Origin of the sequence: Paenibacillus allorhizoplanae (assembly GCF_927798215.1) — a bacterium.
Classification (GTDB): Bacteria; Bacillota; Bacilli; order Paenibacillales; family NBRC-103111; genus Paenibacillus_E; species Paenibacillus_E allorhizoplanae.
In genome coordinates this window covers 14,896-37,289 of the sequence record NZ_CAKMMW010000027.1, presented here as the reverse complement: position 1 = coordinate 37,289, position 22,394 = coordinate 14,896, and the positions used below count along the sequence as shown (strand labels likewise).

Annotated in this window: 15 protein-coding genes and 3 pseudogenes; 13 read left to right on the top strand and 5 right to left on the bottom strand. The window is 43.6% G+C overall.

What is annotated here, in order from left to right; all coding sequences use genetic code 11:
- The first annotated feature begins 140 nt into the window (after positions 1–140).
- The 13 genes and pseudogenes from L6I86_RS29950 to L6I86_RS29890 all read left to right on the top strand — a co-directional run bounded on the left by L6I86_RS29950 (position 141) and on the right by L6I86_RS29890 (position 15,965).
- Positions 141–1,084, top strand: a pseudogene (locus L6I86_RS29950) (aldo/keto reductase).
- A gap of 31 nt (positions 1,085–1,115) precedes the next feature.
- Entirely contained in the window at positions 1,116–1,283 is a 168-nt protein-coding gene (locus L6I86_RS29945; RefSeq protein WP_236292150.1) for a hypothetical protein, read from the top strand.
- Between the two features lie 280 nt (positions 1,284–1,563).
- Entirely contained in the window at positions 1,564–2,301 is a 738-nt protein-coding gene (locus L6I86_RS29940) for a family 78 glycoside hydrolase catalytic domain (RefSeq protein WP_236292142.1), read from the top strand.
- On the top strand, positions 2,204–3,379 hold the full coding sequence (locus L6I86_RS29935) for an alpha-L-rhamnosidase-related protein (RefSeq protein ID WP_236292141.1): 1,176 nt from the start codon (positions 2,204–2,206) through the stop codon (positions 3,377–3,379). The genes L6I86_RS29940 and L6I86_RS29935 overlap by 98 nt, the downstream gene beginning before the upstream one ends.
- A gap of 34 nt (positions 3,380–3,413) precedes the next feature.
- A complete protein-coding gene (locus tag L6I86_RS29930) occupies positions 3,414–5,669 on the top strand; it encodes a helix-turn-helix domain-containing protein (RefSeq protein ID WP_236292139.1) in 2,256 nt (751 codons plus the stop codon).
- Between the two features lie 235 nt (positions 5,670–5,904).
- Entirely contained in the window at positions 5,905–6,795 is an 891-nt protein-coding gene (locus L6I86_RS29925) for an ABC transporter permease (protein ID WP_082595219.1), read from the top strand.
- 15 nt (positions 6,796–6,810) lie between these two features.
- Positions 6,811–7,686 (top strand): carbohydrate ABC transporter permease, encoded by an 876-nt coding sequence (locus tag L6I86_RS29920; RefSeq protein WP_236292136.1) that lies wholly within the window; start codon positions 6,811–6,813, stop codon positions 7,684–7,686.
- Between the two features lie 125 nt (positions 7,687–7,811).
- On the top strand, positions 7,812–9,497 hold the full coding sequence (locus L6I86_RS29915) for an extracellular solute-binding protein (protein WP_236292134.1): 1,686 nt from the start codon (positions 7,812–7,814) through the stop codon (positions 9,495–9,497).
- 195 nt (positions 9,498–9,692) lie between these two features.
- Positions 9,693–13,220 (top strand): carbohydrate-binding domain-containing protein, encoded by a 3,528-nt coding sequence (locus L6I86_RS29910; protein WP_236292132.1) that lies wholly within the window; start codon positions 9,693–9,695, stop codon positions 13,218–13,220.
- 122 nt (positions 13,221–13,342) lie between these two features.
- Positions 13,343–13,465, top strand: a pseudogene (locus L6I86_RS29905) (sigma factor); the annotation flags it as partial.
- A pseudogene (locus tag L6I86_RS29900) lies at positions 13,465–13,731 on the top strand (DDE-type integrase/transposase/recombinase); the annotation flags it as partial. The pseudogenes L6I86_RS29905 and L6I86_RS29900, both read left to right, overlap by 1 nt.
- A gap of 189 nt (positions 13,732–13,920) precedes the next feature.
- Positions 13,921–15,609, top strand: coding sequence for a GMC oxidoreductase (locus L6I86_RS29895; protein WP_420851951.1), 1,689 nt, complete (start codon positions 13,921–13,923; stop codon positions 15,607–15,609).
- Between the two features lie 191 nt (positions 15,610–15,800).
- Positions 15,801–15,965 carry a hypothetical protein gene (locus tag L6I86_RS29890; RefSeq protein WP_236292128.1) on the top strand — a complete coding sequence of 55 codons (165 nt, stop codon included), beginning with the start codon at positions 15,801–15,803 and terminating at the stop codon, positions 15,963–15,965.
- A gap of 202 nt (positions 15,966–16,167) precedes the next feature.
- Here L6I86_RS29890 and L6I86_RS29885 read toward each other — a convergent pair whose 3' ends face one another.
- From L6I86_RS29885 to L6I86_RS29865, 5 genes are all read right to left on the bottom strand, one after another.
- The gene (locus L6I86_RS29885; RefSeq protein ID WP_236292126.1) at positions 16,168–17,262 is read right to left on the bottom strand and encodes a GerAB/ArcD/ProY family transporter; all 1,095 of its coding nucleotides are present in this window, start codon (positions 17,260–17,262) and stop codon (positions 16,168–16,170) included.
- Positions 17,263–17,293: 31 nt separating this feature from the next.
- Positions 17,294–17,536 carry a hypothetical protein gene (locus L6I86_RS29880; RefSeq protein WP_236292124.1) on the bottom strand — a complete coding sequence of 81 codons (243 nt, stop codon included), beginning with the start codon at positions 17,534–17,536 and terminating at the stop codon, positions 17,294–17,296.
- Positions 17,537–17,550: 14 nt separating this feature from the next.
- Positions 17,551–18,720 (bottom strand): Ger(x)C family spore germination protein, encoded by a 1,170-nt coding sequence (locus L6I86_RS29875; protein WP_236292122.1) that lies wholly within the window; start codon positions 18,718–18,720, stop codon positions 17,551–17,553.
- Between the two features lie 49 nt (positions 18,721–18,769).
- Positions 18,770–20,350 (bottom strand): spore germination protein, encoded by a 1,581-nt coding sequence (locus L6I86_RS29870; RefSeq protein ID WP_338113459.1) that lies wholly within the window; start codon positions 20,348–20,350, stop codon positions 18,770–18,772.
- Positions 20,351–20,688: 338 nt separating this feature from the next.
- Complete coding sequence (locus tag L6I86_RS29865; RefSeq protein ID WP_338113458.1) at positions 20,689–22,356, bottom strand: GMC oxidoreductase; 1,668 nt, start codon at positions 22,354–22,356, stop codon at positions 20,689–20,691.
- Positions 22,357–22,394: the final 38 nt, after the last annotated feature.

Below are 22,394 nucleotides of genomic sequence, written 5' to 3'. Positions count from 1 at the left end.
TAACATTTCTTCATTTTCAATATATCATTAATATCAAAAAAACGTATGTTTTTTCTTGATATCGATATTTTATAACATTTAAATGATGCTAAAATGAAGGAAGCGATATCAAATAGGTGATGAAGGGAGTTCTATAAATTATGAAATATCGTAGATTAGGCAAAACCGAACTGGATGTTTCCATTCTAAGTTATGGAGCGTCCTCGCTTGGCTCAGTATTTCGAGAGACAAACGAGTCAGATTGTATACGAACGGTTCATGAGGCTATTGATTTGGGTATTAATTTAATTGACGTGTCCCCGTATAATGGACTAACGAAAGCGGAGACAGTGTTAGGTAAAGCAATTGGGTAAATCGATCGAGATCGCATTATTCTGTCAACGAAGGCAGGAAGAAATGGAGCAGAAGAATTCGATTTTTCAAAAGCGAGGATCCTTCGAAGCGTGGAGGAAAGTTTGAAGCGGCTTCAAACGGATTATATCGATATTTTATACCTACATGATATAGAGTTTGCACCGTTCCATGAAGTTCTCGAAGGGGCATTCCCAGCGTTAGATGAATTAAAAGAATCTGGAAAAATCCGTTATTTTGGGGTATCAGGGTTACCGATGTCCGTTTTGAGAAGGCACTGGCTCACAAGGAAATAGATTCCGTTTTGTCCTACTGCCATTATGCGCTGAATGATACATCCTTGTTGGAAGTGGTACCACTGCTTGAGCAACACGGTGTGGGTTTAGTGAATGCTTCACCTTTAGCTATGGGGCTACTAAGCACGAGACCGGCAGCGGACTGGCATCCGGCTTCTGCCGAAATTCAGCGATTATGTAAGCATACTGCTGAACATTGTGCGACGAAAGGGACTGACATTGCGAAGCTTGCAATACAGTTTGCGACGGCAAATGAGCGTATACCTACAACGTTGGTCAGCACTGCGAATCCGGATAACATTCGCAAAAACATTCAATGGACAGACGAACCATTTGACCCTGAGCTTCTACAAGAGGTACTTGCAATTTTGGAACCCATTCAAAATCGTTCATGGATTAGCGGGAGAGCAGAATATAACGAAAAAACATATATTTAGGAATGCTTTTAATTACAGGATGTTTAAAAATATGAAAGCAATCGTATGTGAACAAATCGAGCAATTCATATATGTTGAGGTAGAGGAACCGACAGTAGGTGTGGGTGAAGCCCTTCTTCGCATCCAGCGAATTGGCATATGTAGCGTACTTCCATCGTACAGAGGCGCTCTTTCTTTATTTATGCGAGAATATTGTTGATTGAGGGAAAATGAATTATTGTTCTACCCACTTTTTAGTTGTACAGTTGGAAAGTATGATTTTTTTCTTCTGTTAAACGAAATATACAAATTCACTTTAGGGGAGCGATAAGATTTGTCTAAGCATTGGCAAGCACGTTGGATAACGGATACCCCATTTAGATCTATGGAACCATTAGATTTATTTCACAAAGAGATGAATGTAGCTGAATCGGAGATGCATCACGAGGATTTGCAGCATCATCATTGGCTTACAAGGACCACTTTTAATCTGGCGTCTATTGATATGGAAGCCTTATCCTTATATAGACATCACAGCAGACGACTACTACAAGCTGTACCTGAACGGCCGTTTTGTTGCTCAGGGACCAGCTCAAAACGATGCCAGCCACTACTATTACAATCGGATCGAGGTCGGTTCCTTTCTCCAAGCGGGGAACAATGTCATCGCTGTCCACGTGTATTACCAAGGGCTAGTTAATCGGGCATATAACAGCGGCGATTATAGGCAGGGGCTTATCGCTGAGCTGACAACGGGCGACCGTGTTCTCGTGAAAACCGATGAGACTTGGCGAGCTAAACGCGCAGAAGAATACATGAAAGGGGAGACTTTGGGCTATTTGACTCAATTTGCTGAACATATCGATGCCAGAAAGTCGGAGCAAGGCTGGAATGAGCTTTCCTTTGATGATTCCGCTTGGCTTCCCGTCCACACGAATGATCAAGCGGACTATACGCTCGTGGAGCAGCCGACACCGGTTTTATCGGTTTATGAGAAGAAGCCGCATAGCGTAGTAAGAATGGCTCCCGGCCATTACTGGATTGATTTTGGAGAGGAAATCACTGGCCAGTTTACGATGGATGCAGAAGGGGTAGCTGGTGAGGTGATCGAAATCCGCTGCGGGGAAGAACTGGAAGCGGATGGACAAACGGTCAGATTTAACATGCGCTGCAACTGTACGTATCAAGAGCGCTGGACGCTATCCGGGGATTGCGATAGACTCCTGTCCAACCCGTGAGAAAGGACAATACTTAGGCGATAATACAGTGATCGGGCATGCTCACATGCTCCTCAGCGGTGATCTGCGATTGTACAAGAAAGCAATTGAGCAATTTGCACTTAGTTCCTCTACGTGCCCAGGTCTCATGTCAGTAGTTCCAGGGAATTTTATGCAGGAGATTGCTGACTTTTCACTTCAATGGCCCCTACAGCTGCTGGAATATTATTGTTTCAGCGGAGATCTGACCTTTTTGCGGGATATGTATCCTTATGCGGAGCAACTGCTCCGTCATTTTCAAGCCTACGATCGAGGTGACGGATTATTACACGAAATCACCGATAAATGGAATTTGGTTGATTGGCCGATGGAGCTGCGCGATGAATACGATTTTGAGCTATCGAAGCCGATAGGTCCTGGTTGCCATACCGTGGTTAATGCGTTTTATCTTGGCTGCATCCAAGCAGTGAATGAGATACGTGATTTGCTAGGTATTTCTTATGAGGAGGATCTTCCGCGGTTAAGAAAACGCTTCCTCGAAGTTTTTTATGATCCGACTTGCCTTTTATTTACAGATGCGGAGGGAAGCAGACATCACTCGCTCCATGCCAATGTACTGCCCTTGCTGTTTGATCTGGCTCCGAAGGAATCCGTTCCATCGATTGTAGATCAAATTCGCGAGAAAAGATTTTCGTGCGGCGTGTACTTTTCCTATTTTGTTCTAAAAGCTTTGGCGAGAGTTGGAGAGCATACGTTGATTTACGAGCTAATGAGCTCCGAAGAAGGACATTCTTGGGGAAATATGCTGAAAGAAGGCGCTACGACTTGTTTTGAGGCGTGGGGGAAAGAACAAAAGTGGAATACGAGTCTTTGTCACCCTTGGGCAAGCGCTCCGGTACCCTTGCTGATAGAGGAAATCATCGGACTGAAACCGTCCAAACCGGGGTGGAAAGAGATTTCATTTTCGCCCAAAATTCCGGCACACTGGGAGCATTTTACGCTAGAAGTCCGCGTCCCATCTGGTATGATTCGGCTTGCAAACAACCATGGACAGTGGACAGAGGATTTCCCGCAACAGGTTCGGGTGATTAGACACTGATCATAATAAATATTTGTAAAAAGGAGAGTAAACGATGATGAAAAATATCTCGCTGAACAAGACTTGGTTTCGTCGTCTCCTGTTTTCCTATGTAACGATTTTTCTTTTTATTGTGCCTCTACTCATGTTTATCCTGTTGATGGCCTTCAGTGAGCTATCTCGAAAAACCGCGGTCGAATCCAATAAAATTTTCACCAAGCAAGTGCTCCAGTCCATTGACAATCAAATGAAGTTGATCGATAACACGATTACGAATGAGATCGCAAGCGATGATGATATGCTATCTGCTTTTTTTAATCCTGCTTTACGTGAGGACCGATTTTATTCAGGCTATTTGTCGTCTGTCAAAGTGAAAAGTCTTATGGCAACGATGCCTCTCATCGACTCGATCTATTTATATAGGCTGTCAGACGATACGGTGCAGACACCTTACTCCGTTTCCAAGCTAGCTGCATTTAATGATAAACAATTGATTGTAGAAGCTTTGAAGCAATCCGGACTAAATCAGCAATGGACAGATGTGCGGAAAGGTTACACGGAGCAAGGAGAACCCACCGAATTTGTATCTTTAGTGCGATATGTCCCATTGAACTCTGGTAATGACGGACTTATCGTTGTTAATGTGCAGATTCAAGCGGTTGCCCGTTTCGTTCAAACACTGACGACGGAAAATTCCAATCATCTCAGCCTTTATGACCGCGAAGGGACGCCTATTTATGGTGGTATTCATGGGAACGATTCCCTAATGACGAAGATGCACTCTGATTATTCCGAATGGGATATTTTCAGCAGTGTGGCGAATGGTAATTTGTTTCGTCTTGTCTCCGCAATATCGAAATATTGGATATTTGTTTGTGCGATTTTCTTTAGTATTGGTGTGATATGGATTGTTGTGGTTACCAGGCGGAACTATAAGCCAGTAGAAACGATCATACAGCGTATCCAATTATTCTCCCAGCAAAAAAGCGCCGAGCTGTTCCGTAAAGGCAATCAAGACGAATTTAAGTTCATCGATACGGCCTTGGTAAATTTGATGGAAAGGTCAAATGCCTATCAGAAGCAGCACGAGGAAGATTTAGTTTTTAAGCGAAAACACTTCTTTTTCGAATGGCTGGATGGGAATCGTCCCTTGAAGGTCGAAGAGTGGCAACAAGAGATGGAGAGCCTCGGAATGCCAAGTAATTTTGACTCGCTATGTGTTAGTGTGCTGGAAATTAATAAATATAGTAAATTCGCAAATCTTTATTCAGATCATGATCAAAATTTGCTTAAATTCGTTTTGTGTAGCGTAGTAAAGGAGATCGCATTTGGCCGAAATGTAACCATATGGACCGAGTGGACGTCCAAAGATCAATTGACTTTGCTGCACTTGGTCCAGAAAGTACCGCCTGAAAGTACGCCCGAGCAGATCGCGAGTGATATAGCCAATGACATGATGCAATGGGTGAAGACCTACCTTGATTTTAATATTACAATGGGCATAGGTTCAGCAGTCGATCGTATTGAACTTGTACATTATGCCTACGTTGAAGCGTTGGAAGCACTTCAATATAAACCAACACTAGGTGAGGATCGTGTGATCTGTTATTGGCAGATTAAACCTGAAAGTAAGCAACAGTCACTCGATCTTCTCGAATATATCCGCGCGATTGCATTTTCATTACGAACGGGGGAAGGAGATTGGCAGGTTAGTTTCGCACAACTTTTCGATGGTATTCGAGCCGGTCTATATGTGCGTAAGGAATTAGACAACCTAATGAGCTACATGATATTTTTCCTTGATAAGGAGTTTACAGACCTGCCAGCGGGTGTGCAAAAACTGGGAGCAGACGGTTTGAAGGATAAACTGCAAAAGGTAGTAGACGACTGGGACACGGTGGACGAATTACAGGATATGTTAAGAAATGTTCTTACGAAAACAACAGAAGCGATGGCGACGTTGCGTGAGATGAGCAGCAACCATATACTTATTCGCAAAATTAAATTGTATATGGAGGAACATTATCAGAATCCAGATTTATCATTGCTTCATTTAAGCGAAGTGTTTCATGTACATCTGAAAAGTATTAGTCGTACGTTTAAAGAAGAAATTGGTGAGAATTTTATTGATTATTTGACGCGAATTCGTACAGAACATGCGAAAGAACTTCTGGTTCAAACCGAACACTCCATACAAGAGATTACGGTCAGAATCGGATATTTGCATCCGAACACGTTCATTCGATCATTCAAAAAGCTGGTTGGTCAAACACCAGGAGACTTTAGAAAGACTGCTCAAGTGAAATCATAAAGATGAATTTTGTTGATTGATATATTTTTGTTGATGAATAGGATTTGGATGGCAATAGGATCGGATTCACTGGTGAAAAAGCCAGGGATGACGGTTCTTTTTTTATTTGCGAATATTGTTGATCGAGGGAAAATGAACGATTGTTCGACCTTACTTTCAGTTGTACAGTTGGATCGCAGGCAACTACAAAGAAAGAGGGAACAATATGAAAGCAATAGACCGAAGGGGAATCGACATGAAGAGGTTAAGGGAGAATATACCATTGCTCCTGATGTTCATACCCGTCATTTTATTTTACTTAATTTTCAAATACGCGCCAATGGCTGGACTGATCATTGCTTTTAAAGATTATAACTTTTTTGATGGGGTGTTTCACAGTCCTTGGGTTGGATTTGAACAGTTCCAAAAGCTGTTCAGTGACCCAAATTCGTTAAAAATTATCCGAAACACACTTCTACTTAGCTCTCTAAATATATTCGTGGGATTTCCATTTCCGATCCTATTAGCTATTCTTTTGAACGAAGCGAGAAAAATGTGGTTCAAGAAGATCGTTCAAACACTTGTATATTTACCTTACTTTTATTCATGGATTATTGTCGGTGGAATCGTCTTTAGTATTTTTGGAATCGAAGGAAGCTGGTTAAGTCATTTGATGACCCTTTTTAAACTTGAACCATTTCCATTCTTATACAATATCAAATCATGGATCACCATCTTTGTTAGTGCAGGGATATGGAAAGATATGGGGTTTAACGCCATCATCTATTTGGCGGCAATGACGACAATCGACCCGTCGTTGTACGAATCAGCAAGTATGGATGGTGCTAATAAAGGGAAACAGATTATTCATATTACGATTCCCGGAATTGCGCCGACTATCATTTTGGTCTTTATTCTTTCTATGGGGCGGGTGATGGAAGTCGGATTTGACCCCATTTACGTCTTGAAAAATGCTGCGGTGAACGATGTTTCGGATGTCATCAGCACGTATATTTATCGCGTTGGACTGCAAGGCGCGCAATTTAGCTTAACTACAGCAATGGGCATGTTTGAATCAGTCGTTGCTTTAATTCTACTGCTCTCTGTCAATTGGATTGCACGCCGCTTTCAGCAGGGTCTATTTTAGAAAGGAGGAATCGAGATGCGTGCATCCAATGGAGATAAAATCTTTTACATCATAAATTATATCGTATTAGCCTTAATTGCCTGCTCTAGCTTGTTTCCACTTCTTCATTTGATTGCGCTTTCCATTAGTAGTTCATCAGCCATCGAAACTGGGAAAGTAAATCTGTGGCCTATCGGCTTCTCCTGGGAAACGTTTAACGTTTTGATCAAGGGAACACCGCTCATCCGATCTTTCAGCAACAGTGCTTTGATCACGTTCGTAGGTGTTACGTTAAGTTTGGTCACCACGATTATGGCCGCATATCCCTTATCACGTCCCAACTTTTATGCACGACGCTTCTTTACGCTTTCGATGATCTTCACGATGATCTTTACGGGAGGAATTATCCCTACTTTCCTGGTAATCCAAAATTTAGGGTTGGTTAACTCCTATTGGGCGCTTTGGTTACCGGGTTTAGTAAGTACCTATAACATGTTGCTTCTACGCACATACTTCGAGAACATCCCGACTGAAATTGACGATGCGGCACGAATGGATGGTTGCAGCGAAGTACGGCTTCTACTTCAAGTTGTATTGCCCATTTCTATGCCTGTTCTCGCGACATTAACGCTTTTCTATGGTGTTGCGTACTGGAATATTTTTATGAGTATGCTGATTTACATCAACGATACTGATAAGCACAACTTAACCGTTCTCGTACAACAAATGATTCAAAGCCAAAGCGTGCTTCAGCAAACCATGATGGTGCAGCCTGACGACCAGGTTCATGTGGTAGAAGAAGGTATTAAAGCTGCAGGCGTGATCGTCATGATTACCCCGATGCTGGTGGTTTATCCATTTTTGCAAAAATACTTTGTCAAAGGTGTCATGCTTGGTTCCGTGAAAGGTTAAGGGAAGCAGAGCGCGATAAAGGAGGTGATGCTGCAAAGGAGAATCTGGCAAGCAAAGGTCCGATGAGGTAAGCTTAAGTAAACAAATAACGAATAAGAAATTTCATTCAAAGGGGTTTATTAAACATGAAAAAATGGTTAGCAACATCACTAATGATGGCATTAACGACTTCAATTGTTCTAACGGCATGCAGTACGAAATCTAATGTAGAGCCGAGTTCCTCTGCTAATTCAACAACGCCATCTGCATCAACTCCAACTGCATCAACAGCGCCAGCTAAGAAAGGGGATATATCCGTATCGGTTTATGACCGTGGAAATATTCCTGCTGCAGAAGGCACATTAGAAGATAATCGTTGGACAAAATTCATAAACGAGAATGGCCCTGCGAATGTCAAATATGTGCCAATTCCGCGCAACGATTCGGCACAAAAATTCAATGTACTGTTTGCATCGGGCTCGGCGCCTGACATTATTAACGAGTTTGATCCGAATATACTGAACCCGCTCATCGATCAGAAGCAGCTTTTGCCGCTAAACGACCTGATCGAGAAGAACAGCGTTGAATATAAGAAGATTCTTCAGGATTATCCCGCATTGAAGAAAGTCGGGACCAGTCCTGACGGGAAAATGTACAAGGTTGGACGGGTGCTGGAGTCATTTCCAAGTTATGCGGTCTTCGTCCGTGAAGATTGGTTGAAAAAATTAAAACTCGACGTACCGAAAACGACCGAGGATCTGTATAAAGTAGCCAAAGCGTTTGCGGAGCAAGACCCTGACGGTAACGGAAAGAATGACACATACGGAATGGCATTGAGTTATCGTTCGGAGTATGCAATCGATATGATGTTCGGAAATCCTGTGGAGCAATACGGTCTTGTGAACGATCAACCGACCCGTGCATTTGAAAATGCGAAATTGGCGACAGAGTTCAAAAAGCGCTTGTTTGATGAGGGACTAATCGATAAAGACTTTGTGAATGACAAAAATGGGGCAAAAGCCAAACAAGACTTTCTGAATGGCAAGCTGGGCATTTATCCAACGTTTGTAGGAAGTTGGTTTGATTCGACAGTAACGGATATACAAACCTTGAAGAAGGCTGTCCCAGATGCCAGTGTCATCCCTATCGCACTGCCAAAAAGTCCAGTTGGCGAATTTATTCCGGATGTACAAAGTCCAGTGCAAATGACAACTGCGATTAATGCAAAGACGAAAGATCCAGTTGCAGCGATCAAATATCTCGACTTTATGAATCGTGTCTCGACGGGTACCAGTATCCTATTCGGATTGGAAGGTACGCATTATAAGAAGGATGCAAACGGATGTCCGCAAATCATCGATCCGAATAAAACGAAAGCAGAAATTAGTTGGGCGGGCGACTATGCACAATCCTATTCCCGTTTGCTGCTAGGCAAGTGTTCGTTCATCCAAAATCAATTCAATCCGGACATTCCAGAACAAAAAGCAGGACTGGATATGTTCAACAAAGCCGAGTCCTTATATCTCGATTCGACTAAAAAATATCGTTTCATCACTATGCAAGAGCTAATACCGTCTTTCCCAAAAGATATGCAAACGTCATTTAATACTGTCAAAAAGCAAATTACCGATACGTGGTTGAAATCCGTCTTGAGCGGGGATAAATACTCTGTTGAACAAGCCTACAAGGACGTTCAGGCTTCTTGGGATAAAGCAGGCGGCAAACAAATGGATGATTTCATCATCGATTGGTATAAAACCAGTAAAGACAGTAGTTTCATGATGAAAGATTTATGGGAGACCATTGCCAAACAAGACCAAATGAAGAAATAAGCAAGGTTCATTTCATTCAGGATGGGGGCCGCCATTCGATCTGCGGTCCTCAGCCTTTATTGTATCCTTATATGAATAAGTGGAGGTGAATTAGGGCGTGGTGATTGCAGCACGATTGTTCTTGACTTGCGAATGTCTCTGAACAATCTAGAACGAGGATAACGGAATAAACAAATCGAAGGGGTTGAATATGACATGTCTACTGTTTTAAGAAAACAAGCTAAAAGATGTGCCTCCTTGTTTCTGAGTGCCTCCATATTAATCGGCATGTTTGCGACCGTGCAACCGGCCTATGCGGCTACAACTACTGCAGATGTTACTGTAAACGCTAACATTACCGGAAATAAAGTTTCGCAGCTTCTGGTAGGCGGGTTTACCGAGGATCTAAATCTGTCAGTGGATGGGGGGCTTTATGCAGAAAAGGTCTTTAACCGCTCCTTCGAGTTTGGCTCTCTGGACAAGGCTCCCTATAATACGCCTTTAACCGGATGGACTCAGGTTAACCGAGGCAGCGGAGCAGGAACCATCACAGTGGAAAACACGAGTCCGCTTAACACTGTAAATACCCATTATTTGCATTTAAATGTTTCTGCAGCTGGAAGTGGAGTAGGAATCTCCAATGCAGGCTGGTTTGGAATGAGCGTTAAAGCAAGCACCACTTATAACTACTCTTTCTTCGCCAAGAAAGGATCCGATTTCAATTCTTCATTAACGCTGGCTATTGAAGGTGCAACCGGCACAAGTTATGGCAGTAATACGATCAGCTCATTGACCGGGGATTGGGTGAAATACACAGGCAGCATTACGTCCACCACAAACGATGTCAATGCTAAGTTGGTATTAACGGCCAATGGCACAGGAAATGTGTATCTAGATTTTATATCTCTTTTCCCAGATCAAACCTACAAGAATCGTCCGAATGGCGCGAGGACCGATATGGGCGAAGCTTATGAGGATTTACATCTTAAATTCATACGTTTCCCGGGCGGCTGTATTATTCATAGTTCTGCCTATCAATACAACTGGAAGGATCAATTGGGACCTGTCGAAACACGAAAGGAATATCCCAACATGTGGGTTACTCAGGACCCCAGGGAACATATAACAAACGGTTTTGGCATGTTCGAGTGGCTTCAGTTTATTGAAGATCTAGGCACGGTTGCCGTTCCGGTACTACCGGTGGGAGTCACGCATATCAGCAGTGCACTTGACCCCAACTCGGCCGCAATGAACCAGATTGTACAGGATACGCTGGACTTTGTAGAGTTCGCCAACGGCAGTTCTACGTCAACTTGGGGAGCGAAACGTGCGGCCATGGGCCATCCCGAACCGTTTAATATCGAGTACTTGGGATTGGGAAATGAGGAGTATGACACCGCGAATGCAAGAGCGGATATTACAAAAGTATATAATGCGGTTCATCAAGCCTATCCGTCACTGAAGCTCATTGTAACGTCTGGAGACTCTCATTCCTTGTATGATTTCAGCGCTCAATTAGGCGCCTACGAAACCGACGCTCATTATTATTTTACCCGTGGCAGCCTTGGTTGGATTGATTTTATTTATAGCTATAATCGTGAATATCCAAAGGTCATGATTGGCGAATATGGCTCTAATTCAAGAGATGCAACTATCAACGATGCGCTGGATATGGCCGAAGACAAAACGGTATTCGAGAAAAATGGCGATATTCTGGATATGTCCGCGTTTACGCATTTGAGAAGAGTAATCGATTTTGATAATGCCAATGTATTCAAAAGCAATTATCATCACGTAGATAAGATGTGGGCGGAAAACTTGGCGGATTATAATGTGAACTTCAGGCAATCAGGTGACACCAACCTTATGGTCGTTGCAGGCAAGGACAATGAAACCGGTGATGTGATCCTGAAGCTTATCAATAACAGCGCGAATACGATTAATCCGAACATAACGTTGAACGGAATGACGAACATCTCATCATCCGCTGATGTTACCTACTTGAAGCCCAAAGTGTCGGGTAACAAGGATGCCAAGGACGATAATTACAGGAATGATGGACTAGGCCAGAGCACGGATCTGAATGAAGTGGACTTCGGGACAACGACGGCAAGTATAACCGGTAATCAACTCAATTATTCCCTGGTGCCTTATTCCTTCTCAGTCGTTAGAGTTCACGGCGATATTTCTACTAGCGATGCTTCAACGATATATGAGGTTGAAAACCTGAATGGTGGCGCAACGATAAGCAATAGTCGGGCGCTCACGGCCGAATATCAATATCTGACGGGCATGAATGCAAGCAATAGCAATTGGAGCAAAGCTGATTTAAAGGCAGTAGGCGAATATGTCCAATATAATAACTTTACTGTTGCCGAAGCAGGTACCTATAACATGAAGATTGGCTACAAAACCGGCACCAATCGTGGAATCTTACAAATGGCAATTGACGGAATAAATCAGGGCTCATCATTTGATCAGTATGGGACCGGAGGAAACTTTGCAGATTTAGATATGGGTACGGTGACCTTAAGTGCCGGCAAGCACCCTGTCCGATTTACCGCGACAGGCAAAAATGCATCTTCTACGGATTATGGTGGAGCGATAGACTATATCTTGTTGACGCCAATCAATAGCGGTCCTGTTAACTTTAATAACATGCCCACAGGAGGAGCGCCTTTAGGTTGGAACGCAAACACCAGTGTAGGTACGGTAACTGTACAGAACGTTCCAAGCTCATCAGATAAGAGTGTATTGATGAATAAAACAGGTACCGCGACGGGCTCCATGACGTCCTTGTCCAAGGCGTTTGCTCCGTTAAGCGGCACAGTGGTGGTTGAATCAAAAGTCAGAAGAGAAAGTACCTCAAATCTGTGGTGTTTGCCTTATGTGTATAGCAGTAATGGCACGATTGCCGAATCGATACAATTTGATAATGGCAATATCAAGGCGTACTACAACGGAAGCTGGCAGACCGTACAGTCATTTACGGCAGGCACTTGGTATACGCTGAAATTAGTCCTAAATACGGACACAGATAAATTTGATCTTTATATTAACGGTGTCCAGAAGGTGACGCAGGGGACGCTTAGAAACGCTGTTTCGGACATTGCCAAAATAGATTTCTATGTAGCGGATTTTAACGCTGGAACGACCTATGTGGATGTTGAAAGAGAGCCATATTCTACTTCCAGTAACTTTAATTCCATGTCCACAGGAGGAGCGCCTGTAGGATGGAACGTAAACACAAGCGTAGGTACGGTAACCGTACAGGACGTTCCAAGCTCAGCTGACAAGAGTGTTTTGCTAAATAAAGCAGGTACCGCGACAGGCTCTAAGACGTCCTTGTCCAAGGTGTTTGCCCCGCTGGCTGGCGAAGTGGTGGTTGAAGCGAAAGTCAGAAGAGATAGCACCTCGAATCTGTGGTGTTTGCCTTATGTGTATAGTAGTGATGGAACCACGTTGGCCGAAACCATACAATTTGATAATGGCAATATCAAGGCTTACAATAACGGGGGCTGGCAGACCATACAGACATTTACAGCTGGCACTTGGTATGATCTGAAATTAGTCATATATACGGGCACAGATAAATTTGATTTATATATTAATGGTGTCCAGAAGGTGACTCAAGGGACACTTCGAAACGCTGTTTCGGACATTGGCAAAATAGAGTTCTATGCAGCGGATTTTAACGCTGGCACGACCTATGTGGATATTGAAAGAGAGCCATATTCGAATTAAACGACTGTGCGGTAGAGTTGCCCTGGCTTCAAAAACCACGTTAGTTAAAATAATTAGGGAGCAACTTGCCATATGGCAGCAGCTCTCTTTTTGCCATATCAGTGATTTAACGCAAATTTACGTTGCTTCGAGTCCACAACCTCAAAAAATTCGACAATACGGGGGAAGATTTGGAAGACTTGATCTCCATCGGGACGATTGGACTGATCAAGGCTATCGAATCGTTCTCGCCGAATAAGGGCACGAGCGGGGTTTAAAGATATCCCATACAACGATCATGAGATGGGTCCATGAGGACGAAACCTATATTAAAGTTAAAGGACAGTGGAAATATCTTTACAGAGCAGTAGATTCAAAAGGAAACACGATTGATTTCATGTTATCTGAAAATCGTGATATGACGGCAGCCAAGCTTTTCTTTACAAAGGCTTTATCCTCGCCACATAATCAAATACCTCGTGTGATCACTTTGGATAAAAACCCGGGATATTCACCAGCCATACAAGAGATTGTGGCATAGTGAATTACAATTTATTAGGTACTTGCTATCTTTTTTAATTCTTGCACCGCAACCCAAATTCAAGCTGTTAATAGTAATAAGCATACATAAAGGCTCCAATCTCACATTATAGTATAAGTAGGGTACTTATCACTTTAACACATGAAGTACAGTAACAGGTCGGATGGAGAGTGAATGCCGTTGAGAATATGGGTTTCTAACAACCGTGAAACACTTAGTGCTATCGCGATTAAAAACCGGTTACCCGTTGAAGAGCTAGTTTTGCTCAATCCGCACATTGTGCACCCGGATCTGGACATCACCGGCAAATCCGTCTATCTGCCTTCCGAAACTGAGATGAACAATGAAATTCTTTCAAGAGCCGACTCGAAAGGCTCCATTCCGACTTGCGCGGTCGCACCGCCAGAAATGCTGAATAACTGGATTCCCCTCACGCCTCTCTCTCAGATGGCAGAACAGGAATATGATGTTCTGATCATCGGTACCGGAGCCGGCGGCGGATCTGTCCTATGGCGATTGTGCGAACAATGGAAGAAGGAGAAGAAACGGATTGGTATCATTGAACGGGGAGATCAAGTGATCCCGACGCATGCCAGAAATCTGTCGACGTTGAACCAAGAGCGCCTCGTAGCCTATTTTAGTTACTTATCCAAGCCGCTCCCAGGTTCTCTACCCGAATATCCGGGAGCCAGACAGCTTTTTGCGCTGGGAGGCAGAACGTTATTCTGGTATGCGTTTACACCTCGGTTGCATGAATGGGATCTGGCGAAATGGCCTATACCTGTCCAGGAGATGGAGAGCTACTACGGTATTGCCGAACAGGTTATGAATGTCACGGGAGCCTTTGCAGAAGGGGCGTCCTTCACCGAAATATTATTGGAGCGGTTGTGGCTCCGCGGTTATTCTAAAGCGACACCTCTACCGGTTGCGGCTGATATCGTACCCCAATCTTTCGGTCAGACTCATACGGACATGTTTACGAGTTCTATTTCCCTGCTTGCCAGAGCTCTGAATCAGAGGCCTTTCGATTTGGCGATCAACGCACGTGCCACGAAAATACTTCATGATAACGGAAGAGTCACAGGAGTTACGGTCGTTTCCCCAGATAAAACAGCGTATACCCTAAAAGCCAAAACAGTTGTTGTGAGTGCGAGTACGTTTGAGACACCTCGTTTGCTACTGAATTCGGGATTTCAGAACCGAGCGTTGGGGCATTACTTGACGAATCAAACTTTTGTGCAAGCAACGGGAGTGATATCTACGACTGATTTCCCTATCCCTTGGGGTCCTTTGAATATTATGATACCGCAAAAACCGGAAAAGCCATACTCTGTACTAATGACCGGGCCGGAAGCTTTCTACTGGTATCCAGTTAGCGTTGAAAGACCATTAACAGGTGAAACTACGGTCAACTTCTTTGGTTATGGTAAAGTCGAACCGAGATACGAAAATCGTGTTACTCTGAATCCGGATAAAATAGACGAATACGGCGTCCCTGAAATAAAGGTTCACTTCTCCTTGAGTGAGACGGATAAGAACGTCGTTGACCAAATGACGGAAGGGATAAAGCGCATTGCCAAGGATTCGGGCGTACGTCTGATTAGTAAGAACGGCAATCCGCCTATTTGCTTGACCCCGCTCGGCGATTTGCATCATGATTCAGGCACATGCCGAATCGGAGACGATCCCAATACTTCCGTCGCTAATCAATATGGACAGATCCACGGAATCTCCGGCCTCTATGTGGCCGACAACAGTGTTCTGCCTTACATTGGGGCCGAAAATCTAACGCTGACCACAGTTGCGTTCGCCATTCGTGCGGCTGATCATATTATCAAACAGGGGGGCAAACAGCCGAAAACGAAATGAAGAGCCGCTGAACATTCAGGGTGAAGAAGAAAGGATGATGTATTCCATACATGCAAACGGCGCGATTGTAAGTGAGCACATCTCATCCGGACAACTTCGATGGTGGACTCGTTGTATTTATAGTCGATTATCTGAATCGGGCGAGGATGTTTGATTTTTATTCAGAATCGTTCGCATACGGCTTGACGTGAATGAAAACACCTGACGGTGAAGGCGTCGTCACGGAAACAGGAGTCTCCGGCAAAACAGTCCAGCTGGATCCAGGTATTTTGAATAATGCATTAGGTTATGACATCGGGGATCTTGGCGTCATCGAATTTGTTAAAAAGGTGGGGCTGTACCAGAAGTCATTTTGACTTTTGGGAAGGCCCCTTATCTTCGCACTTCTTTTACCTCATCTTAATCGAACGATGTCCTCCATTGGAGGTTTGTGTAAGCTTAGTGGAAGATTTATATCCAGCTGGACAGATTTGAAAGAAGCGCTTTAAGGATTCTCATAGCCTTCTCCGGGTCTGTGATGAAGGCAGGCATATTGTACGGTAACAGACTAATGGTGATTTAACCTTTTTTCCTTAGTAGTGCTGCTGCGGTAACGACTAGCAATGGGAGCAAATACGCAAAAGTGGCCCAAAATGCATGTATGACTGAGACCGCATAAATCCAATGGGCTGATCCATTATCAATTTGATGCAGAGAATAGAGATAGCAGACAAACGTAATTGGAAAGACCAAGATACGATCGTCCCGAAGCTTAAATAATTTTGAAAGCGTCAAATTCAGTATGAAGAGCGTAATAGTTGCTTTTATAAAAGAAGTCAGGATTAAGGAGATGCCGATAACGGACTCAATTCTCTGTATGACATCAAGCAGGTCTATGATGCGAGCAACCTCAAACATCGAATATTTTCGTTCTCCTGCCATTGGACCGAACACGAGTATGGTGCTGAGTGTTACGGCGATTAATAGAAAGCCATTTATAAACAAGGCAATATACATGCCTTTCTTTACATTTGGCCGATCTTCCGTACGTACATAAGGAAGAAGCATGGCCATAAGCACAAGTTCGACATAGGGGAAGCCGTATGAGAAATATGCACCGAGTATGACTGGCTTGATACCCTCTGGTAGGATAGGGAGCAGATGATCGATCTCGTAATTGCTGCTTGACAATATTATAATGAGTATGATGAAACTGAGAACCATCGCCATAGGAAGAAAGAGCATTCGTACGATCGATTCTATCCCTGAACGTACGGTCAGAGTGACAATAACAAATATGATTAATACAAATAGAGACAACGGGGTTTGGCGCATCATGGAACTGTTCATAAATAACCCAATATCCAGGACAATTCCGGATGTCATGTGGAATTGAAACGTAATGAAGGGAATTGCTAGAAGAATCGTAATCCATTTACCGACTAAAGACCTGCTGGCTTCGATGAATGTAAGTTCTGGGAACTTATGGTACAAATAAAGTATACAGGATAGGAAGAATGCGCCGCATGCTATAGAGAGCAACAGGGAAATCCATGCTCCGTTTTTGGCGTAGCCGATGAGTGGTCCCGGGATATTTACAATGGAAGAACCTGTCATGAATGAAAAAAACAAGACACTCATTTGTGATGAACTAATTTGTTCCTTGGCTTTCAACACTTGCACCCCCGCAGCAGATTTCGATTAGTTAAGAGGGAACCGTTAGCAATTCAATAATGCGGCGGGCAGGAGTGCCAATGAGTGCTTCAGCAGCCTCTTCCAAAAACATCCATTTTAAGCTGAATGCATAACTAATGCCGAGATAAAGTGAAAGCAGCAGCATAGCTGAATAAGCAAAGAACTCTCGCCTGGCCAGGTTTTTAAGTTTCTGTCTATCCGCTATCCAAATGGCAACGTAAATCACAAGCAGCAGTAATATCTTTACCGACATTTTACTTGTCCCTTCTATTTTTTGAAAACTGGCTTGCCAATGGATGTTCCGCTGTTTAGGATCGTAACGTCAACCGCGATGTCGAACTCCGTGTTTGCAAAGCGGTCATCCCATGTCGGTTTCCATTCCTTCCATAAATAAGGATTTTTTCGGTAAATTTTATTACCCAAGCCGATGGCATCGAATTTATTTTTTTTTAACCACTCAATGGTTCCCTCTAATCGTTGTTTGATCGTCTCCTCCACTCTTCTTGCAAACTCCTTTTCTTCATCAACCTTTTCTACCTTGGAGCAGTTCAATTCCATGATCGCGATTTCTGCGTTAACCTTTACGTGAACTTTCAGCGAATCCTCGTTCATCACAGTAGGCTGCCATTTACTTTTGAGGGAGAGGACTTCAATATTTTCTAAATTCTGTTGGGGCTTAGACGGATTCTGGCAGGGGATATCGATCATTCCACTTTCATATTTGTTCAGAAACATTTGCAACATTTCTACGTCAGAAGGTGCTATTTTACCTGTAAATTTCCCCTTTCTAAGCATGGCAGCTCCAGCAATGTTCGTGATTGTCTTTCCATCTTGGGATAGATACAGATAGGGAACTATTGCGTTGCCGACCTCGCTTTTCATTTGCAGACCTAATTTCAGCAAATTGGTTTTTACTGTTTTGCTGCTAGAGGATGCAGATGATTTTTCACTTTGAACTAATTGTTGGCTAATCGTATTTTCAATGAGGGGTTTCATGTTCAAATATTTGTCCGCTCTTCCTTGTGCGATCATGATGGAAACCGTCAGTCGGGGCTCATGATCCCGATAAAAAAATTCGAGCAAACTAAATATTTCCTGTTCACGAGCCAGTTCTTCTCCGATAATAATCAGACGGGTATGACTCCACTGTGTTTTGCGGCCGAGATTAATAGGGATATCCCGAATGGCTCTTGGAAGCGTTGCATCGACTGTGGTCACATTGGTATATGCTGATTCGGTTGATTTACCGCCAACCATACTAATGCCTTGGGTTGGCTTGAAAACCTGTGTAGTCAATAAAATTTTTCCATTCTCGGTTTTATCCACGGCAATCCCCATAACAAACCCTTTCTCAGGAAGCTCGGCTCGATCCCAGCAACCTGTCAAGACGAAAAGTGCCGATAAGCTTATGCACAATATCCATATCTGCCTTTTCATGATGGTTGTTCTCTCCTGATTCGCGAGCCGGATTGTTTCCAAAGCTGCCTTAATGAGGGTTTCGCGGTGAGCGCATTAATATACGGAGTGGCGCACGAATGAATATATCTTTCATATGTTTCGGTATAAAAGGAGCGAGTGAGCTTAGATAAGGCTGGCCTAATGAACGTAAATTTGCCAAGTGAAGCCAAATAATCATGAAGGCCATTAATATGCCGAATATGCCCATTGTAGCTGCGAATATCATGATAGGAAACCGTAAAATACGCAGTGCTATGGCCAAATTATATTGGGGTACGGCAAAGGACGCAATTCCGCTTAGGGCAACGGTGATCACCATAATTGGTGATGCGATGCCGGCATTGATGGCCCCTTCTCCAATTACAAGCGCTCCTACAATACTCACGGCTGAACCGACCGGACGCGGCAGCCGAATTCCAGCCTCCCGCAGCAGTTCAAAGAAAAATTCCATAATGAATGCTTCGAAGACAGCTGGGAATGGAATTCCTTCACGAGAATTGATTATGGCAAGCAGGAGAACGGTCGGAATTAATTCTGGATGAAAAGTGGATAAAGCAATATATACGCTGGGCAAACCAACGGCAATAAATAAGGCTGCAATTCTCAATAAACGAATAAGACTTGCAACGATGGTTCTTTGATAATAATCTTCGCTTGATTGCAGCAGTTCAACTAACAGACCCGGACAGATCAGCATGGAACCCGTCCCTTCAACCAACACAACAATTTTCCCTTCCAGTAAGGATGCAACTGCTACATCCGGTCTTTCAGTGTAACGAAATTGAGGAAATGGAGAGTATGACGAATCCTCAATAGCTTCCTCAATATACGAGGTTTCTAAGATCTCCTTGCCCTGAAGACGGGTCAGTCTCCTTTGGAATTCGGCTAACATATCAGGATCAACGGTTCCCTCCAAATAACCATAAGCAACTCTTGTTTTCGTTTGACCCGTGACTGGCGGCATTTCAACTTTAAAATTCGGGGTCTTTAACCGAATGCGCAGCATGCCTAAATTTTTAGATAAATTTTCAACTGTGCTTTCGCGAGGTCCTTGTACGACCGGTTCGGTAACCGATTCGGTGACTTGTCTGGTTTCAAGACCTATCGCATTATAGCATAGGGCTTTGTTCCAATGGTCAACGAAGATGATCAGCTTGCCGAGTAGTACTTCGTTAATTGCCTCATTTAAATCTTCAATTAATGAGGCGCTCTGTGCCGAGGCGACATGACGGCTGAAAAAGAACTCAATATCATCCGGAGTAACCATCGTTCCTGGGCCAACTTCTTGTGTAACCAAGTCCTGGAGCGATTCTTTAAAGAAATTATGCTCTTTTTTTTGAATCAGTGAATCCGAATAGACGGAGAATGCGGCGTACTTCATTTCTGGACCGTAGTGCCACTCCAGAATGACAATGTCGCTGCAGCGATTGAATATCGTCTTCACTTTCAACAGATTGTCCATCAAATGGTCAGATATGGCAGCAGGGTTTGCATCTGAAAGTAGAGACGGATTCACAGTGTTAGTTGTAGAAAGTGGTTCATTAATAAAGTTAGGCAAAGGCGTATTGTTGCGATGACGAATTTGAGTAAGCTTTTTGAATAGGTTCATAAGTCCAATCCTTCCCTAAGGATTGTATTATTTTTCCCATAATGCTGGAAAGTAATTCGCTGGAAAGACATTGCTGTTAAATATTTTTAGGCTATCACCCAATCGTGCAATGAAGAATAATCTGTAGGGAACTAATGCCAGTGGAGGCAATCAAAATCCCAATCCTATCGGATTCGGGAAATGACTAAATAAAGTGGCGATTATTACGAGGGGGACAGCGGTATTGGACGTGCAATTGCGTTATCGCTTATCAAAAGAGGAATCCATCTTAACGCGGGATCGTATTGTAGGACGTGGACTCCTCTTATTCCAGCATCTCTGAGTATAAAGGACTTTGATCATGACTCTTGAAGTGACTTGATGATGTAATCCGCCGTACGAATCGCCAATGCGACGATGGACAAAGTAGTATTCGTTGCGCCTATGGAGGGCAGCACGCTGCCGTCTGCTATGTAAAGACCGGATATACCATGAATTTGTCCGTACCTGTTCGTGGCGGAGGTCTGAGGGTCATCCCCCATTCGGCATGTTCCAGACTCGTGGTTATCGGTTCCGATCGGCATTAAACAAATCTCTGGAGTACCGTTCTGGGTCGTTGCCAGCTCCAACTGCATAGCTCTGGAAGCTTGTTGTAAGGCGATCGACATCTGCCGGATAACCGCTTCATCCTTCTCACTGTAGGTGAAATTGACTTGTATTTCCGGTACCCCGTATGCATCTCGACTTAACGGATCCACATAAACTCTGTTTTCGTAACGTGATTCCACCTCGCCGGAAGCGCCGTAAAAACTGATTTTCCACAGATCCTTGATCGGCTTTTGTTCATATTGATAGTTAAAATATTGTTCCGGTCCTTGGAGTTGAAGCTGATAGGGACGCCCTATATGCTGCGGAATGATAATTCCCAATACGCCTAGCGGCTCAGAAAATCCTCGGGTATTTACACTTGCTGTGGCAATCAAGTACGAATGGTTAATGAGATAACGGCCGATTGCCCTTCCCGGAATCTTGGAGTTAAGCAATATTCGCGGAGTTTGTAATGCGCTTGCCGATAATACGATTGTTTTTGCCTTAATGAAATGGGATTTCTTATCCGGGGTCATCACCCGAACTCCCACTGCTTTGCCAAGATCCGTAACCACTTCTGTAACATAGGTATTAACGGCTAAATCAAATGGACGATGCGCTAATGCTCTTGCCAAAGAAACGATGGTACTGTAAAAAACATTTGAATGAATTTTACCAAATCTGGTTTGATCCAGATCGGCAGCGACTGGGATGTTATCTGCATTCTCAAAGCCGTTTTCCCAAAGACGATTCAGCAGGTTTTGGGTAATCGACGAATCCTTAGTATAAGCGCGAGTGACGCTCATCAATTCTTCGGCGATATTGTAATAAATATTCATTTCCTGAATGGAAACCGGCCATCGGGCTAACACATGATCTGGCATGCGCGGGCTGATTGCCCCCCAGAGCAAAGTTCGTCCGCCTAACGTATAAATAAGCTTTGCGCCGGGAAGCTGCGGGAGCCGCTTGCCAATTGGATAAGTTATATTATAGGGTCTTAATATTCGAAAGTTATCACCGTTTATAGTCGCGATGTTCATGCAATGGGTAGGCAGGGAAATGTCCCCTCTTTCAACGACGCCAATCTTCTTTCCGTTGTTTCCCCACTGTTCGGCTAACCGCCAAAGAGCAGCGCCTCCTCCGGCTCCTGTTCCCACAATAAGTACATCGTATTCGGTTTGAGCCATTTGTTCTGCGGAAGTGATTGGAATCCACTCGCGAAGAAATTCCGACTCGGGTACAGGCGGGCAAAATTCGCCAAAGATGCGGTTATCGGATTCAGGCATGTTCGTGGCAGGAAGGTTAACCCGCTCACCTGTGATAATGATATCGGGACTTGCGATATGTGGATTAACCGACATCATTTGCAGTAATTCTACCTGAAGTTTTTGAGAAATTGTAACCAGGGTATCATTGTGATCAGCAATATAGATCCTCAATGTAATCACTTCCTTTTTAATAACGTATATGCTCTGGG

Excerpts from the sequence above, each read along its gene's own strand:
- L6I86_RS29910 (WP_236292132.1), top strand. The coding sequence starts at position 9,693 with ATGTCTACTGTTTTAAGAAAACAAGCTAAAAGATGTGCCTCCTTGTTT.
- L6I86_RS29935 (WP_236292141.1), top strand. The coding sequence starts at position 2,204 with ATGGACAAACGGTCAGATTTAACATGCGCTGCAACTGTACGTATCAAG.
- L6I86_RS29880 (WP_236292124.1), bottom strand. The coding sequence starts at position 17,536 with ATGTCGGTAAAGATATTACTGCTGCTTGTGATTTACGTTGCCATTTGG.
- L6I86_RS29930 (WP_236292139.1), top strand. The coding sequence starts at position 3,414 with ATGATGAAAAATATCTCGCTGAACAAGACTTGGTTTCGTCGTCTCCTG.
- L6I86_RS29920 (WP_236292136.1), top strand. The coding sequence starts at position 6,811 with ATGCGTGCATCCAATGGAGATAAAATCTTTTACATCATAAATTATATC.
- L6I86_RS29945 (WP_236292150.1), top strand. The coding sequence starts at position 1,116 with ATGAAAGCAATCGTATGTGAACAAATCGAGCAATTCATATATGTTGAG.
- L6I86_RS29915 (WP_236292134.1), top strand. The coding sequence starts at position 7,812 with ATGAAAAAATGGTTAGCAACATCACTAATGATGGCATTAACGACTTCA.
- L6I86_RS29875 (WP_236292122.1), bottom strand. The coding sequence starts at position 18,720 with ATGAAAAGGCAGATATGGATATTGTGCATAAGCTTATCGGCACTTTTC.
- L6I86_RS29925 (WP_082595219.1), top strand. The coding sequence starts at position 5,905 with ATGAAGAGGTTAAGGGAGAATATACCATTGCTCCTGATGTTCATACCC.
- L6I86_RS29870 (WP_338113459.1), bottom strand. The coding sequence starts at position 20,350 with ATGAACCTATTCAAAAAGCTTACTCAAATTCGTCATCGCAACAATACG.
- L6I86_RS29890 (WP_236292128.1), top strand. The coding sequence starts at position 15,801 with ATGAAAACACCTGACGGTGAAGGCGTCGTCACGGAAACAGGAGTCTCC.